General features: G+C 69.4%; 17 protein-coding genes. 14 read left to right on the forward strand and 3 right to left on the reverse strand.

Annotated features, from left to right (window positions below; genetic code table 11):
• Positions 1-347 precede the first annotated feature (347 nt).
• On the reverse strand, positions 348-1,214 hold the full coding sequence (locus ACULPM_RS03025; protein ID WP_445331150.1) for a DegV family protein: 867 nt from the start codon (positions 1,212-1,214) through the stop codon (positions 348-350).
• A 122-nt stretch (positions 1,215-1,336) separates the two neighbouring features.
• On the opposite strand from ACULPM_RS03025, the gene ACULPM_RS03030 reads away from it, so the two are divergent.
• From ACULPM_RS03030 to ACULPM_RS03050, 5 genes are read left to right on the forward strand one after another with little or no spacing between them, the layout of a single operon-like run.
• Positions 1,337-1,933, forward strand: a complete 597-nt coding sequence (locus ACULPM_RS03030) for a DUF1836 domain-containing protein (RefSeq protein ID WP_445331149.1) — start codon at positions 1,337-1,339, stop codon at positions 1,931-1,933.
• Positions 1,934-1,936: 3 nt separating this feature from the next.
• Positions 1,937-3,340: a Na+/H+ antiporter NhaA gene (gene nhaA, locus ACULPM_RS03035; RefSeq protein ID WP_445331148.1), complete on the forward strand. Its 1,404-nt coding sequence runs from the start codon at positions 1,937-1,939 to the stop codon at positions 3,338-3,340.
• A gap of 37 nt (positions 3,341-3,377) precedes the next feature.
• Positions 3,378-4,016: an alkaline shock response membrane anchor protein AmaP gene (amaP, locus tag ACULPM_RS03040; RefSeq protein ID WP_445331147.1), complete on the forward strand. Its 639-nt coding sequence runs from the start codon at positions 3,378-3,380 to the stop codon at positions 4,014-4,016.
• Between the two features lie 5 nt (positions 4,017-4,021).
• Complete coding sequence (locus tag ACULPM_RS03045) at positions 4,022-4,390, forward strand: DUF2273 domain-containing protein (RefSeq protein WP_445332313.1); 369 nt, start codon at positions 4,022-4,024, stop codon at positions 4,388-4,390.
• A gap of 59 nt (positions 4,391-4,449) precedes the next feature.
• Positions 4,450-5,040, forward strand: coding sequence for an Asp23/Gls24 family envelope stress response protein (locus ACULPM_RS03050; RefSeq protein WP_445331145.1), 591 nt, complete (start codon positions 4,450-4,452; stop codon positions 5,038-5,040).
• Positions 5,041-5,434: 394 nt separating this feature from the next.
• Here the strand turns inward: ACULPM_RS03050 and ACULPM_RS03055 are convergent, their stop codons facing one another.
• Positions 5,435-6,418, reverse strand: a complete 984-nt coding sequence (locus ACULPM_RS03055) for a D-isomer specific 2-hydroxyacid dehydrogenase family protein (RefSeq protein ID WP_445331144.1) — start codon at positions 6,416-6,418, stop codon at positions 5,435-5,437.
• A gap of 78 nt (positions 6,419-6,496) precedes the next feature.
• On the opposite strand from ACULPM_RS03055, the gene ACULPM_RS03060 reads away from it, so the two are divergent.
• On the forward strand, positions 6,497-6,949 hold the full coding sequence (locus ACULPM_RS03060) for a C-GCAxxG-C-C family (seleno)protein (protein ID WP_445331143.1): 453 nt from the start codon (positions 6,497-6,499) through the stop codon (positions 6,947-6,949).
• On the opposite strand, the gene ACULPM_RS03065 is transcribed toward ACULPM_RS03060, so the two are convergent.
• Positions 6,950-7,546: a metal-dependent hydrolase gene (locus ACULPM_RS03065; protein ID WP_445331142.1), complete on the reverse strand. Its 597-nt coding sequence runs from the start codon at positions 7,544-7,546 to the stop codon at positions 6,950-6,952. It lies immediately after the preceding gene.
• Between the two features lie 205 nt (positions 7,547-7,751).
• Between ACULPM_RS03065 and ACULPM_RS03070 the strand changes: the two genes are divergently transcribed.
• From ACULPM_RS03070 to ACULPM_RS03105, 8 genes are all read left to right on the forward strand, one after another.
• Complete coding sequence (locus ACULPM_RS03070; protein ID WP_445331141.1) at positions 7,752-8,093, forward strand: thiamine-binding protein; 342 nt, start codon at positions 7,752-7,754, stop codon at positions 8,091-8,093.
• 1 nt (position 8,094) lies between these two features.
• Positions 8,095-8,883, forward strand: coding sequence for an ABC transporter permease (locus tag ACULPM_RS03075; RefSeq protein WP_445331140.1), 789 nt, complete (start codon positions 8,095-8,097; stop codon positions 8,881-8,883).
• Positions 8,873-9,922 (forward strand): ABC transporter substrate-binding protein, encoded by a 1,050-nt coding sequence (locus ACULPM_RS03080; protein ID WP_445331139.1) that lies wholly within the window; start codon positions 8,873-8,875, stop codon positions 9,920-9,922. The genes ACULPM_RS03075 and ACULPM_RS03080 overlap by 11 nt, the downstream gene beginning before the upstream one ends.
• A gap of 2 nt (positions 9,923-9,924) precedes the next feature.
• A complete protein-coding gene (locus ACULPM_RS03085) occupies positions 9,925-10,725 on the forward strand; it encodes an ABC transporter ATP-binding protein (RefSeq protein ID WP_445331138.1) in 801 nt (266 codons plus the stop codon).
• Between the two features lie 323 nt (positions 10,726-11,048).
• A complete protein-coding gene (locus tag ACULPM_RS03090; protein ID WP_445331137.1) occupies positions 11,049-12,203 on the forward strand; it encodes a hypothetical protein in 1,155 nt (384 codons plus the stop codon).
• A 20-nt stretch (positions 12,204-12,223) separates the two neighbouring features.
• Positions 12,224-13,846 carry a VWA domain-containing protein gene (locus ACULPM_RS03095; protein WP_445331136.1) on the forward strand — a complete coding sequence of 541 codons (1,623 nt, stop codon included), beginning with the start codon at positions 12,224-12,226 and terminating at the stop codon, positions 13,844-13,846.
• A gap of 79 nt (positions 13,847-13,925) precedes the next feature.
• Positions 13,926-14,612: a hypothetical protein gene (locus ACULPM_RS03100; RefSeq protein WP_167930878.1), complete on the forward strand. Its 687-nt coding sequence runs from the start codon at positions 13,926-13,928 to the stop codon at positions 14,610-14,612.
• Between the two features lie 49 nt (positions 14,613-14,661).
• Positions 14,662-15,843, forward strand: coding sequence for a toxic anion resistance protein (locus tag ACULPM_RS03105; protein WP_445331135.1), 1,182 nt, complete (start codon positions 14,662-14,664; stop codon positions 15,841-15,843).
• Position 15,844: the final 1 nt, after the last annotated feature.

The raw sequence follows: 15,844 nt of genomic DNA on the forward strand, positions 1-15,844 counted from the left end.
CGCCGCCACGTCCCTGCCCGTCATGCTCGCCATCGCGACCTCCCTACGCCGTCGTGCCCCTCGCTGCGAGCGTACGCCGGCGACCGGACAGAAACTCAGGGGCTATGCTTCTCGTTAGGGGCCACATGCGGAGATTTCCGCACATCCCGGTTTACGCGTGCAAAAGGTGAAACCTTCGGATGCGTAGCTTGGGATCTCGCGTCAGAATCAACCAGAATCCCGGTTTACGCGTCCTTCTCGGCACGCGTAAACCGGGATGTCTGAAAAACCATGGCTGCGCGTGATGGCGCGTGTGCCAAATGTGCCAAATAAACCTGACGCCAGTGGCATGCCACGCGGTGGCGCGCCTAGACTCCCTGGACTGCCATGCCCACGAGGGTGGGGCCGGTGTGGACGAGCAGGTCGGCGGAGATGCCGCAGCTCACAAACTCGACGATCTCCGCCACGGCGCCCACGCGCTCGCGCACGCGCGCCACGAGCTCGCCGCGCAGCGCGGGGTCGAACGTGCAGACCGCAAGGCGCACGCGGCCCCATCGCGCGGCGTTCTCAACGAGCAGCTTGACCTGCGCGTCGAGCGCGCGCTGCCAGCCGCGGGCCTTCTTGGCGATGACGTACTTGCCCTCGCGCTCGTCGCACATGAGGACGGGCTTGATGTTGAGGACGGACCCCACGCGGTAGACGGCCTCGCTGATGCGGCCGCCCTTGCGCAGGAAGTCGAGCTTCTGGACGGAGAAGTACACGCGCGTGCGCTCGGAGAGCGCGCCCAGCACGCTGCCGATCCTGTCGAGCGGCATGCCGGCCTCGACCTGCCGCACGGCCTCCATGACGACGAGGCCCGCGGCGACGCCGATGCTCTTGGTGTCCACCACCACGACGGGGAAGTCCTCCATCTGGCGCGCGACCATGTTCATGGTCTCGTTGGTGGCGGAGAGCCCCGAGGAGATGGTCACCACGACGGCGCCGACATACCCGTCGCGCCGCGCCTGCTCGAAGGTGTCGCGGATCTTCATGGGCGAGGGAAGCGAGGTCGAGGGGATCTCCTCGTCAAAGCGGCGGACCACGTCCTCCGTGGTGATGTCGACGCCGTTCTCGTAGCTCGACCCGTCGGAGTAGTTGATGCGCAGCGGGATGACGCGCACGTCGTGGGCGGCCACGAAGTCGGCCGGCGTGTCGGTCCCGGAGTCGGTGATGACGGCGATGCGCTGCTCGTTCATGGTTTCTCTCCCTGATGCGTGACGAGGTCCCCGCTGGCCGGTATGATGCTAGCTAGACTATATCCCTTTCACATGGTCTTGAATACTAGATTATCTGTTTACGAGAAAAACAAAGGAGTGCCATGGGCGAGAAGAACCGTGAGCTCCGCGCCGCGTCGGCAAGCGAGGACGACCTCAGGTCGCTCGGGGAGCGGATGCGCTCCGTGCACATCTCGCGCATCCGCGAGATGCCGCGCATCGAGCTCTACCTCGACCAGCTGCTCACGCTCGTCTCGCAGGAGCTCGAGTTCATGCAGGTCCCGGGCGAAACCCTCGTCACGGGCTCCATGGTCAACAACTACGTCAAGCAGGGCGTGATCCCCGCGCCGCGCAAGAAGCGCTACACGCGCCGGCACGTGGCGTCGCTGCTCTTCGTGTGCGCCCTGAAGCGCGTGTTCTCCATCTCGCAGGTGAGCCAGCTCGCAGCCCTCATCTGGTCCTCCGAGCTCGACCTCGAGGCGCTCTACGACAGCTCGTGCGCGGCGCTCGAGGCGGCGCTCGCGCGGCGCTTCTCGCCTGGCGGCGAGCAGACCTGCCAGGAGGGCGCGCTCGTTCTTCTCGACAAGGACGGCTGCCCGGCCGAGACGGGGCTCGCGTGGCTGCTCCAGGCCGCCATGGACGCCCTGGCGGACAAGGTCGCGGTGGAGCAGGTGCTCCTCCTCGGCGAGCAGGGGGCGTGAGGCATGGCCAAGAGCATCTACGGCGAGCCTGCCGTCGTGCGCCGCCTCGAGCGGCGCGGCGCGCTCGCCACGGTGACCGGGAACGGCACCGTCGCCGCGGGCGTCATGGTGGCCGCGGCCCTCCTCGCGCTCGTGATCGCCAACACCCCGCTCTACGAGGGCGTGGAGTGGGTGCTCGCGCTGCCGCTCGAGGTGGGCGTGGGCCCGTTCGAGGTCTCGCTCACCGTCGAGGCCTTCGTGAACGACTTCCTCATGGCGGTCTTCTTCCTGCTCGTGGGCATCGAGCTCAAGTACGAGACCACGGTGGGGCAGCTTCGCCGCCCGCGCCAGGCCATCCTCCCCATGCTCGCGGCGGTGGGCGGCGTCACCGCGCCCGCCCTCATCTACCTCGCCGTCAACGCCGGCCAGCCCACCGCGAGCGGCTGGGCGGTCCCCATCGCCACCGACATCGCCTTCGCGCTCGGCGTGGTGTCGCTCCTCGGCGACCGCATCTCACCCGAGGCCAAGGTCTTCTTCCAGACGCTCGCCATCGCCGACGACATCCTCGCCATCGTCGTCATCGCCCTCTTCTACGGGCAGGTGCCGGACCTCGGCTGGTGCGCCGCCTCGCTCGTGGCCGTCCTGGGCCTCGTGGCGCTCAACCGGGCGCGGGTCTACTCGGTGGCCCCGTACGTGGCCGTGGGCCTCGTGCTCTGGGCGTGCATGTTCAACTCGGGCGTCCATGCCACGCTCGCGGGCGTCATCCTCGCCTTCGCGCTGCCGAGCCGCTCGGACGTGCGCCTCCCCGAGCTCTCCGACTGGCTCGCGCACCGGGCCCACGACCTCGACGACGCCTACGACGACGAGCACCACGTCCTCGGCCAGCACGACTTCACCGAGGGCGCCTGGCGCGTGGAGCGCGTCATGCACCACGTGACCCCGCCGCTGCAGCGCATGGAGCGCTACGTGTCCGTCTTCGTGAACTTCCTCGTGCTGCCGCTCTTCGCCTTCGTGAACGCGGAGCTGCACCTCGTGGGGGAGAACTTCGGCGCCATCCTCTCCAACCCCGCGGCGCTCGGCACCTATCTCGGCGCCGTCGTCGGCAAGCCCGTGGGCATCATCCTCGTGACCGCCCTGCTCGTGCGCCTCGGCTTCTCGCGGCTGCCGCGCGGGATGGACTGGGGCCAGGTCGTGGCCGTGGGCATCCTCGGCGGCGTGGGCTTCACCATGTCCATCCTCATCTCCGGCCTGGCCTTCGCGGACCCGGCCGACGCCGTCGCGGCCAAGTGCGCCATCCTGCTGGGCTCGGTGACCTCCGCCCTTCTCGGCTACGCCTTCGTGCGGCTGGCCGTTCGCGGGCGCGGCGGCGGGCATGGGCGGAAGTCTCGCCCTCGCGGGGCAAACCGTCCGGGGCAAGGGGTATCCTAGGGTGCATGCGCACGCTCGCACCCGTTAGGAGTCTCGCATGAACGGTTTCAAGCGCCTCTGCATGGTCCTCTTCACGCTGGCGAACCTCTTCGTCCTGGCGGCCCTCGCGCTCACGTGGTACGGCCCGTGGACGTCGGAGGCGTCGGCGCTGCTCAACCTCGAGCCGTATTCCATCGCCATCCTGGCGTGCCTCGCCGTGAGCGCCTTCGGCCTCGTGGTCCTTCTCGTCCGCGCGCTCGTGGTCCGCAAGGTCCGCACGATCGAGGTGGCCTCCGTCGACGGCGGCGTCATCTCCGTCACGCGCGACGCCATCGCCGCCCAGGCCTCCCACATCGTGGAGGCCGACGGCACGTGCTCGGCGGCGCGCGTCATCGTTGACGCCAGGGCCCGCGGTCACGTGCGCGTCCACGTGCGCGTGCTCCCGCACGAGAGCGTGGACGTGGTGGCCAAGGGCGCCGAGCTGCACGAGGACCTCCTGCACGGGCTCGCCAAGGTCTGCGGCGACAAGGTCGAGGACGTGAGCCTGGAGTTCGTGGAGCCCGAGTCGGTCACGGTCTCGCTGGCGGAGGTCGACGAGCCGGTCGACGACGGCGGCCTCGCGCCGGCCGAGCCCGACTCCACGAGTGAGATCACGGTGTCGATGGGCGCCGCGCGCGAGTCCGAGAGGGAGGCGTAGGAGCCATGGCAGACGAGAGGGGCGCCAAGCCCAGGGTTGAGTTCAAGGTGGAGCTCGAGGACGCGGGCGAGAAGGACGCGGGGCAGCGGCCGTCCGCCGACGTCCCCGACGACGGGGCCGCCTCCGGCGAGCCCGCGCGCGACGGCCTGGGCTGCGTGCGCGACTGGGTGCGCCGCACCTTCCCGGGCGGCGAGGGAGCCTTCTGGGGCGGCGTCGTGGGCCTCGTGGCGGCCATTGCCTTCCTGGTCCTGGGCGTCTGGTACACCGCGGTCATCGCCGCCTTCGTTCTCGTGGGCGTGGCCGTCGGCCAGGCCGTTGACGGGGACCCCAAGATCTGGAACCTCATCCGCAGCCTCTTCTCACGCAACCAGTGACGGGCATAACGAGTAGTGCAGACGTGGGCGGCGCCCCCCCCCGGCAGCGAGGAGCAGACATGAGCAAGCCGAGCAGCATCAGGACCAACGAGCCGGTCGCCGAGCCGGAGCCCGAGGTCGTCGAGGAGACGGCGGTCGAGGAGGCCGTCGAGGAGGGGCCGGAGCCCGCTGAGGACGCCCTCGCCGAGCTTCCCGAGGAGGGCCAGGACATCGACCTCTCCACGGAGGGTGACGAGGACACGGACTCCGAGGACTCCCTCACCTTCTCGAACGGCGTCATCGAGAAGATCGTGGCCATCGCGATGCGCGAGGTCCCAGGCGTCGTGGGCATGAAGGGCAGCTGGTTCAACCGCGTGCAGGACGCCTTCGGCGCGAGCGACTCCACGAAGGGCGTCACCGTCGAGGTCACGCCCGAGAGCGCCGTGCGCGTGAACATCTCCGTGCTCATCGAGTACGGCGCGTACGCGCCGCAGGTCTTCGAGGACGTCAAGCGCGCCGTGGTCAAGCAGGTCACGGGCATGACGGGCCTCGAGGTTGCCGGCGTCAACCTGCGCATCGAGGACGTGCTCACGCCCGAGGAGATCGAGCAGCGCAGCCGTCGCGCAACCCCCGCAAAGAAGGACGAGAAGGACGAGGAGCCGGAGGAGTAGCGACTCCGCTCAGTCACCCGTTTCGGCCGCGCGGTCCTTCTCGCCGCGCGGCCTTTCTTTGCCGCGACCCGGCTTTTTCTTCCTCTCCGCGCCCCCTCTCGCCTCCGCCGTCTCCTGCCTCTGCCGCCCCTGCGCCCGCTCCTGCCGCCCCTGCGCCCGCCGTCCGCGTCCCTGCGCCCGCCGCCCGCGTCCCGCCGCTTAGGTGAGCAAATTAGTTGAACCATCGCTGCTCACCTAAGGGAGGCAGCTTCCTGCGACCTGCGAAAACGCTACTCACCTAAGAAAACCGTGCAAGATAGTTCAACTAATATGCTCACCTAAGGGGGGGGACGAGAGGCGAGGCGGGGCAGGACGGCGACGGCGGCGACGGCGGCGGAAGGGGACCGCCCCGGGATCAGCGAACCTCGTGCGGCGTCTCGACGCCTGCGGCGAAGGCGAGCAGCGCCTCGACGTTGCTGCGGACCATGCCCTCCACGTCCTCGGCGGTGTAGAACGCCATGTGCGGGGTCACGATGGCGTTGGGCAGCGCCATGAGCGCGGCGCGGTCCCGGTTGGGGAGGGCGTCGCGGCTGCGGTCGAGGTAGTAGAGGCCGGCCTCGTGCTCGATGGTGTCGAGCGCCGCCCCGCCTATCCGCCCGGACTCGAGCGCTTCGACGAGCGCGGCCGTGTCCACGAGGCTGCCGCGCGCGGCATTCACGAGCACGGCGTCCGTCTTCATGAGCGCGAGCTCCTCGGCGCCGATCATGTGGTGGTTCTCGGGCAGGCCCGGCGCGTGCAGGGTCACCACGTCGGAGGAGGCGAGAAGTTCGGGCAGGCTCGTGTAGGTGGCGAGGTCCGCGAGCTCGGCGCGCGGGAACGGGTCGTACGCGAGCACGCGGCACCCGAAGCCCCTGAGCTCGCGCACCACGCAGGAGCCGATCGCGCCCGTCCCCACCACGCCCACGGTACAGCTGGAGAGCGCCCGACCGAGCTTGCCCTCGAGGGTGAAGTCCTGCGCCGCGGCGTGGCGGCAGACGAGCTTGAGCTTGCGTAGCGCCATGAGCATCAGCATGATGGCGTAGTCCGCCACGCCCTCGGGCGGGTAGGACGCGTGCCCCACGCGGATGCCCAGCTCGCGCGCCGCGGCAAGGTCGATGTGCTCATAGCCGATCGACCGCGTGGCGAGTCCGCGGACACCAAGCTCGCGGTAGGCCGCGAGGAGCTCGCGCGACATGGGGTTGGTGATGATGCAGATGCCGTCCGCGCCGGCCGCGAGGCCCGCGTTCTCCAGCGTGGGGTAGTCGGCCGTCCAGCCGAAGTCAAAGCCCAGCTCGCGGCTCAGCGCCTCGAGGCAGGGCAGCTCGTCGTAGGGGCGCAGGGCGTAGGCGAAGATTCTCATGGGGCCTCCCGTGGTCGGATGGCCCTATGCTAGCGGTTCCGCTGCTAGAATTGGCGAGACTTCGACGGAGGGGGAGACATGACGGATAGCGTGAGCATCGAGGCCGTGGAGGCCGCGGCGCGCGCCAACAACACGCCCGGCCCGGACCACATGAACTGCGGCGAGTCCGTGATCGCGGCGCTCTGGGACGCCTTCGAGCCCGACTTCCCGCGCTCGGTCGTGGCGATGGGCGCCGGCATGGGGGCGGGCATCGGCGGGTCGGGGTGCATCTGCGGCGCGCTTGCCGGCGCCGTGGCGTTTCTCGGCCTCATGGTGGGGACCAAGGAGCGCGCCAAGCCGCTCGCGGCCGAGCTGCACGACGCCTTCCGCGACGGCACCACCAAGCACGTGACCTGCTGCCGCGTGCTCACGCGCGGGATGGACTGGTGGGGCGAGGAGCGCGTCTCCCAGTGCCAGTACCACTGCTCGCTCGCGGCCGGCGCCGCGGCGCGGATCCTCTGCCGCGAGCTCGGCATCCGCGCGGAGGACTAGCTAGGGGAGGGCCTGCCAGAGCGAGGCCGCGGCTATGACGAGCGCCGCGGCGAGGCAGCACGCGTCCACGACGCCGCCCGTGTGGCAGAGGCCGAGGCTGAGGCCGCGCCGCGCGGGCCAGAGGAGGCGCAGCCCCCGGTAGGTGAGCAGGTCGAGCACGAGGTGCGTGGCAAAACCGAGCGCCACGTACGGCGCGAGCGGCGCGCAGACGAGATGGGTCGCCGCCGCAAACCCCGCGAGCGCGAGCAGGGAGTGCGAGAAGGACCGGTGCGCCGAGAGCCGTGCCGCGCAGCAGAGCGCGACGAGGCCGGCAAGCCCGAGCGCCACCGACTCAAGTCCCGTTTCCGCCGCGCGGCCCACGAGGGGCCAGCCCGCCGCGGCGTCGGCGACGAGCGCGCCCGCGAGCAGCGCCGCGGCCCCGGCGCGCGTGAGCCGCTCTCTCCAGGGGTGAGCCGTGTCACGGACGTCCAGATCCGGCAGGACGGCACCGACCGCGCCCCCGGCGGCCGCGACCGCGAGGCCGGTGAGGCCTGCCGCCGGCCCCGCCGCGAGCAGCGCCGCCGCGACGCCCACCGCGAGGTGCGTCCTTCCCGTCACGTGCCCTCCGTCCTTCTCGCCTGCGCGCGTGCTACACTACCTTACGACAACGGGGGGCTGGCGCATGCCGGCTGAGATTGGGCCCAGGATCGCGGCCCTGACCCAGGAACCTGATCCGGGTAATGCCGGCGTAGGGAAGAGCTTCGCGCGCAACGAGGCACCTACGAGAGACGGGGTGCCCTGGGGCACCCGGAAGGGAGGGCGCGTGAACTGCTCGGTTGCGATTCAGTTCCTGCCCATGGACGCCACCACGGACGACGCCACGTGCGACGCGGTGGATGCCGTCATCGCCTACATCGACTCCACGGGGGTGGACTACTTTGTCGGCCCCTTTGAGACGGCGATCGAGGGCGACTACGAGACCTGCATGGAGATCCTCAAGAACTGCCAGCTCGTGGGCGCCAAGGCGGGATGCAGGCACATGATGACCTACGCCAAGATCAACTTCCGGCCCGAGGGCGACGTCATGTCCACCGACCGCAAGATCGGCAAGTACCACCCCGGCGACCCGGAGTTTGCCCCCAAGGCCGCGGGCGCGGCGGCCTAGCATGGCGGCCCGTCCCGAGCCCACCCGCGCGCGCCGCGTGCTTACGCCGCTTCTGACCGTCGCGGCGCTCCTCGCCCTGTGGCAGGCCGTCGTGGGGGTGGGGCTCGTCCCCAACTTCCTGCTGCCCACGCCGGTGCAGGTGGTCCAGTCCCTCGTGGAGGACGCCCCGCTGCTCGCGAGCCACTGCGTGACCACGCTTGCCGAGGCCGCGGCCGGCCTTGCGGCAGGCGTTGCGCTGGGCTTTGTCTTTGCGGTGCTCATGGATCGCTTCGAGGGCTTCTACCTGGCCTTCGAGCCGCTCATGACCATCTCGCAGACCATACCCACCGTGGCCATAGCCCCGCTTCTGGTGCTGTGGCTCGGCTACGGCGCTCTGCCCAAGGTCGTGCTTGTGATCATCTCGACGTTCTTCCCGATCACGGTGTCTCTGGCCTCGGGGTTCCGCTCGGTCGACCCGGACGTCATCGACCTCATGCGCACGATGAACGCCTCGCGCTGGCAGATCTTCTGGTACGCCAAGCTGCCCGCCGCGACGGAGCAGTTCTTCAGCGGCCTCAAGATCTCCGCCACCTACGCCATCGTCGGCGCGGTCATCGCCGAGTGGCTCGGCGGCAACGTGGGCCTCGGCGTCTACATGACGCGCGTGCGCAAGTCCTTCTCGTATGACCGCATGTTTGCCTCGATCATCGTCATCTCCGCGCTGTCGCTCGCCCTCATGAAGCTCGTGGAGCTCGCCCAGCGCACGTGCATGCCCTGGAAGCGGGCAGAAAGGAACAGCAATGAGCGATAAGAACCTCGCCAGGAACCTCAGCCGCCGCCAGTTCGTCGCCGCCGCGGGCGCCGCCGCGACGACCGCGGCCCTCGCGGCCTGCGACGGCGCGCAGGCCCCCGCCGATGACGACGCCTCCGGCTCCGCGGACGGCGGGAAGACCAAGGTCTCCTTCGTCCTGGACTACACCCCCAACACCAACCACACCGGCATCTACGTGGCGCTCGCCGAGGGCTACTTCGACGAGGAGGGCCTCGAGGTCGAGATCGTCCAGCCGCCCGCGGACGGCGCGGATGCCCTCATCGGTGCCGGCGGCGCGCAGATGGGCGTCTCCTACCAGGACTACATCGCCAACAACCTGGCCTCCGACCAGCCGATGCCCTACTCCGCCGTGGCCGCGATCATCCAGCACAACACCTCCGGCATCATGAGCCGCCAGGAGGACGGCGTCACGCATCCCGCCGCCATGGAGGGCCACACCTACGCCACGTGGGACATGCCCGTCGAGCAGGCAACCGTGCGCCACTGCGTGGAGGCCGACGGCGGCGACTGGTCCAAGGTCGAGCTCGTGCCGTACGAGGTGGACGACGAGGTCAGCGGCCTGCGCGCCAACATGTTCGACACCGTGTGGGTCTACGAGGCCTGGGCCGTCCAGAACGCCGTGGTGCAGGACTTCCCGTACAACTACTTCAGCTTCATCTCGGTGGACCCGGTCTTTGACTACTACACGCCGGTCATCGCCGCCAACGATGACTTCGCCAAGGAGAACCCCGAGGCCGTGAGGGCGTTCCTGCGCGCGGCCAAGAGGGGCTACGAGTACGCCGTGGAGAACCCCGACGCCGCGGCGGACATCCTCTGCGAGCAGGTGCCCGAGCTCGACTCCGCGCTCGTCCACCAGAGCCAGACCTACCTCGCCGACCAGTACGTCGCCGACGCCGAGGCCTGGGGCGTCATCGACCCCGAGCGCTGGGCCGCCTTCTACCAGTGGCTGAACGACAACGACCTCGTGAACAACCAGCTCGACGTCAACGCCGGCTACGACCTCTCCTTCCTGGAGTAGGCGTGGGCGCTGGCGAGAAGAACGAGCCCCCCGTGGCCGCGGGCGCGCAGGCGACTCCCGCGCTCGCGGCCGAGGGGCTCACCCTCTCGTGGGACGGCGAGCACGTCATCGTGCGCGACGTCGACGTGAGCGTGGCGCCCGGCGAGGTCTGCTGCCTCGTGGGCCGCTCCGGCTGCGGCAAGACCACGATCCTGCACGCGCTCGCCGGCCTCACGACGCCTGTGTCCGGTCGCGTCCTCCTGCATGGCGAGGACGTGACCGGCCGGCCGGGCCGCGTGAGCTACATGCTGCAGAAGGACCTGCTGCTGCCGAGCCGCCGCATCATCGACAACGTGTGCCTGCCGCTCGTGCTCGCGGGCATGAAGAAGACCGACGCCCGTGCCAAGGCCGCCCCGCTCTTCGAGCGCTTCGGCCTCGCGGGCTGCGAGCGCAAGTGGCCGAGCGAGCTCTCCGGCGGCATGCGCCAGCGCGCGGCGTTCCTGCGCACCTACCTCATGGGCGCGGACGTGACGCTCTTGGACGAGCCCTTCTCGGCGCTCGACGCCCTCACGCGCACGGACGTGCGCCGCTGGTTCGTGGGCGTGGCGGCAGAGCTCGGGCTCTCCGCGCTCGTGATCACGCATGACGTGGACGAGGCCGTCTCCATGGCGAGCCGGATCTACGTGCTCGCGGGCGCGCCGGCCGCGGGCGAGCCCAGCCACGTGGCGGGCATCGTGCCCGTGGACCGCGTGGCCAGCGAGCACTTCGAGCTCACCGACGAGTACCTCGCCGCCAAGCGCCAGGTCATGGCGCTTCTGGGGTAACCGCCGCCGACCCGAGGCCCTTCTCGGTGGCTCAATGTGCCCATATCAAATCTGGCCGCGGCTTTTTGGCGCTTTCGTCCCCCTTGGGAGGGCAAAAAGCGCCAAAAAGCCGCGGCCAGAATTTATGTTGTAGGCGAGAAGGGCGCGTGGGCGAGAAGGGTGAGCGGGCGAGTGGGCGAGAAGAACGAATGGCCGAGAGACCCCGCGCATCGTAAGCAAGGAATAACGGCGGTGTAAGGCTCGCGCAAGGGGAGGGGAACGATCCGTAAAAGGTCTTCCCCCGGACGTATCGTTAGGGCATCGATACGTCTGAAGGGAGCTTCGTGGGAGCAAGGACCAGGACCCTCGTCGCCGGAGTCGCGCTCATCGTGGTGGCGGCGGCGCTCGCTGTGGGGATTGCGCTCTTCTCCAACGGTGCGGTGCCCGGGCAGGGCCCCAGCGAGGCATCCGGGGACGCGCCTGCCGAGCAGTCGCTCACGGTGGTCCGCGGCGTCATCGGCTCCGAGAAGGAGTCGCTTTTCGCGGACCCCGAGGCCAAGGAGATCTTCGCTCGCTACGGGCTCGACGTTCAGGTCACGACGTCGGGCTCCTGGGCCATGGCGGAGCGCGGGGGTATCGAGGGGTCGGACTTCGCCTCGCCCTCCTCTGAGATCGCGGCCGCGCACATCGAGGACGTCCACGGCGACGCCGTCCTCTCCACCACGCGTCCCTTCTACTCGCCGCTTGCCATAGCCACCGGCGAGACGGTCCTCGCCGTTCTCGGGCAGAACGGCCTCGCCGAACAGCGTGACGGCGTCTGGTATCTCGACATGGCCGCCTACCTCGATGCCGTCGCCAACGGCAGGCGCTGGACGGACCTCGCGGGCTCCGAGGCCTACCCCTCGAGCAGAAACGTCATGATCACCACCACCGACGTGCGCTCCTCCAACTCCGCGCTCATGTACCTCAGCCTCGCGAGCTACGTCCTCAACGGCAACGCCGTGGTCACGAGCGAGGACGCGGCGCGCCAGCAGGCCACGGACTCCCTGGCCCGCCTCTTCCTCGACCAGGGCTACTCGCAGTCCTCCTCCGCGGGGCCGTGGGAGTCCTTCCTCTCCAAGGGGCCCATGAACCAGCCGCTCACGCTCATCTACGAGAGCCAGTACCTCGAGGCGCAGATGAACGAGCCCACGCGCGTGACCGACGAGATGCGCATCTGCTACCCCGCGCCCACCATCTTCTCGGACCACGTGGTCGTGGCCTTCTCCGAGGCGGGGCAGCAGGTCCAGGACGTGCTGGACAACGACCCTGACATGGCGCGCGTCATCGCCCGGCACGGGTTTCGCCTCAACGGCTCCAACTCGGGCGTCTTCTCCGAGCAGGTAGGGGAGGCCGGACTCACTGGATACGCCGCGGACGGCACGTTTATCGACGCCGCCCAGGCTCCCAGCTACGAGGTGGCGGACGCCATGCTCCAGACCATCGAGGCGCTGTACTAGCGCCGGGGAGGAGAGGGACCATGCTGAACGCACCCGTCACACGCCGCCGCTGGCTCGCCGTTCTTCTCGCCCTGGGGTGCGCGCTTGGCTGCGTGGCCGCCCTGCCCGCCTGCACGGGCGGCGGGCCCGCGCAGGGCGAGCCCCAGGGACGGCCCGCCAGCGAGGACGTCGACTCCGAGCCCGCGGTCGACGTCTCGGGCACGACGCTGCGCGTGCTCGCGGGCTCGGAGGTCCAGGACATGCTGCCCATCCTGGAGGACGCCGAAGCGGAGCTGGGGATCTCGGTGGAGCTTGAGTACATGGGAACGCTCGACGGCACGGAGGCGGTCATGGCGGGCGAGGGGGACTACGACGCCACGTGGTTTCCGTCCAACGCCTACATGAGCCTCTTTGACGAGAAGGGCTCGCTCGTCTCGCAGGAGACCTCGATCATGCGGACGCCGGTGGTGCTCGGCGTGAGGGCAGATCGCGCTGTCGAGCTCGGCTGGGACGAGGAGAGCCCCACGTGGGCCGAGGTCGTGGACGCCGCCGCCTCGGGCGAGTTCTCCTATGGCATGTCCAGCCCGGTCTCGTCCAACAGCGGCTTCTCCGCGCTGGTGGAGCTCGCGACGGCGCTCTCCGGCACGGGCGCCGCCATCACGGAGGACGATGTCACGGCCGTGGCGGCTGACCTCACGCGCTTTGCCCAGGGGCAGGCGCTCACGAGCGGCTCTTCGGGCTGGCTCATGGAGGCCTACGACAAGGACGCGTCCGCCGTCGACGGCATCTTCAACTACGAGTCGCTCATCCTGCAGGACGAGGGGCTCGTGGAGGTGATCCCGCAGGACGGCGTCATCACCGCGGACTACCCGCTCACGCTGCTCTCCGGCCGCGGGGAGGACGCCGAGGCGGCGTATCGGGCGCTCGTGGACTACCTGCGTCGCGATGACGTGCAGCGGCGCATCGCGGACGAGACGCTCCGCCGCACGGCCGCGACGACGCCCGATGACGCGCGGATGGTCTTTGAGATTCCCTTCCCCAACCGTCTCGAGACGGTGCGCGCCCTGCTCTCCAGCTGGGTCGCCGACGTGCGCAAGCCCGCCAACATGGTCTTTCAGATCGACACCTCGGGCTCCATGGAGGGCGCGCGCCTCGACGCGCTCAAGGCTGCGCTCGTCTCCCTCACGGACACCGGAGCGGACGGCACGACCTCGCTCCTCACGTTCCAGCCGCGAGAGACGGTGCACTTCGTCGAGTTTGGCTCGGAGATCAAGAGCGAGAAGGACCTCGAGGTGGCGGAGGACGGCGACCTCTCCGACGTGCGCGCCTACGTGGAGGGGCTTCGCGCGGCGGGCAACACGGCAATCTACGGCACCCTGCAGCACTCCCTTGAGCTGGCGGCGCAGAGCCGCTCGGACGACAACGTGACGTCGGTCGTGCTCTTCTCGGACGGGGAGAACACCGACTACCCGGGCATCGACGAGTTCTCCTTCTGGTACGAGGCCACGCCCGAGGTCCAGGGCATCCCCGTCTACGCGATTCTCTTCGGCGAGACCAGCAGGGCGGAGATGGAGCAGCTCACCCAGCTGACGGGCGGGCGCGCCTTTGACGCCGCGGACGGCGACCTCACCGCCGCCTTCAAGGAGATACGCGGCTATCTGTAAATTGGGGACGGGTTTGTTCTCTCAGAGAAAACGGGACAGGTTGGGGGCGCCCGCCACGTCGCCACGGATGGGAGGTTCGATGCCAGGGGAACGGGGTCTCGTGCTCGGGATGTCGGCGGCGGTCTTCGTCGTGTTCTGCGTCTCCGCCCTTCTTGCCTCGGGGCTCGCCGCTCAGGTGGCGCTCGTGGTCGTCGGCGCCCTCATGTCCGCAGGCTCATGGCTGCTGCTCACCTCGCTCAACATGCCTCGCCACGTGGCGGCGATAGACCTGGACGCACTCGTCGGGGCCGATCCCACGCTCAAGGAGTCCGCCGAGGCCGTGAGTGGCATGGCGGGCCGCATCGACGAGGCGTGCGCCGCGGACAGCCCCCGCGGCATCGCGGCGGAGTCCGAGCGGCTGCGGGCCCTCGTGTCCTCCATGGCGGAGCTCGTGGAGCTGCCCGAGTTTGCCACGGCCGGGGCGGAGGAGGACCGCCACCTCGTCCTTTCGCTTGCCACCACGTGGCTGCCGGGCGCCTGGGACCAGCTCGTGACCAACGTCCGCTACCTGGGGTTTGGCGGTCGGGCGAGCTCGCGCGCCAGGCGGAACGTGACCGCGCTCGACGAGCAGTGCGCGCATGTTGCCGGCGCGCTCGACCGCATACGGACCAACATCGTCGACGGGGCCTCCGCGAAGATCGAGACGGGTTCCGACTACTTGCGCCAGCGTCTCGGCCATCGGTCGCCCGAGCTCTCCTTGGGGGAGCCGCCCGATGACCTCCCGTAGCCGACGGAACGATTCGACACTTGGATCTGACACTTGGAGAGGAGCCATCATGGCACACGACCTTCTCGACGCGCCCGACGACAGCTTTGACCTGGAGGTGACGCCGGCGCCGGAGCCCGTCAAGACCGAGGGCGCCCTCGCGCAGGTGCCCGCGCCGAGCCCCGAGGAGCTCCTGCGCCTGAGCGGCAACGCCAGCTCCTGGGTTGCCAAGGTGGCCGCCCTGCCGCCCCAGAGCCTGGAGTTCAAGCAGGAGGTCGACGCGATCTTCGAGGTGGGGTCCGACGCCTTTCTGGAGACGGCCAGCACCTCGAGCCGCTTTCTTGAGCAGTCTCTGGCAACGTCGAAGAGCGGAGGCGCCCAGGAGCAGGTCTCCAGGAGCCTCGTGGACCTGCGCAACGAGGTCGACGAGCTCGCGCCAGGGGAGGACACCTTCGCCGACCGCCTGCTGGGGGCTCTGCCCTTCGCCAATCGCGTGAAGCGCTACTTCAAGCGCTATGAGTCAAACCAGCAGCAGCTCAACGCCATCCTGCTGTCGCTCGGCAAGGGTCAGGACCTGCTGCGCAGGGACAACGCCGCCCTCAACGTGGAGCGCCGCAGCCTCTGGGGCAACCTGGGCACCCTCAAGCGCGCCTACGAGCTGCTTACGAGCATCGATGGCGAGCTCGTGGCGCGCATCGACCGGGAGCGTGCGGCGGGCAACGCCGAGCTGGCGGCATCGCTCGAGAGAGACGCCCTGTTCGCGGTGCGCCAGCGTCGCCAGGACGTGCAGACGCAGGCCGCCGTGACCATCCAGGCCTACCTCTCGATGGGCATCATCCAGCAGAACAACGACCAGCTCGTGCGTGGCGTCGAGCGCGCCAAGACCACCACGGTGACCGCGCTGCGCACGGCCGTGATCGTGGCGCAGTCGCTCGAGAACCAGAAGCTCGTGCTCGACCAGATCGACGCGGTCAACAAGACCACGGACGCCATGATTGACCGCACGAGCAAGCTCCTGCAGGAGAACTCCCTGCGCACGCAGCGGCAGGCGGTCTCGAGCGGTGTCTCTCCCGAGACCCTGCGACGTGCCTACGATGCGGTCTTCTCCACGCTTGACAGCATCGACAAGTTCCGCGAGCAGGCAAACGAGTCCTTCTCCAAGACCATTGACGTGCTCAATAGCCAGCTCGAGCGCGCTCGCGCCTATGCCGAGCGGATGAACCGCGACGGCGAGGGCGGCGCGATGGAATAGT

This window comes from Thermophilibacter sp. ZX-H3, from assembly GCF_052599055.1.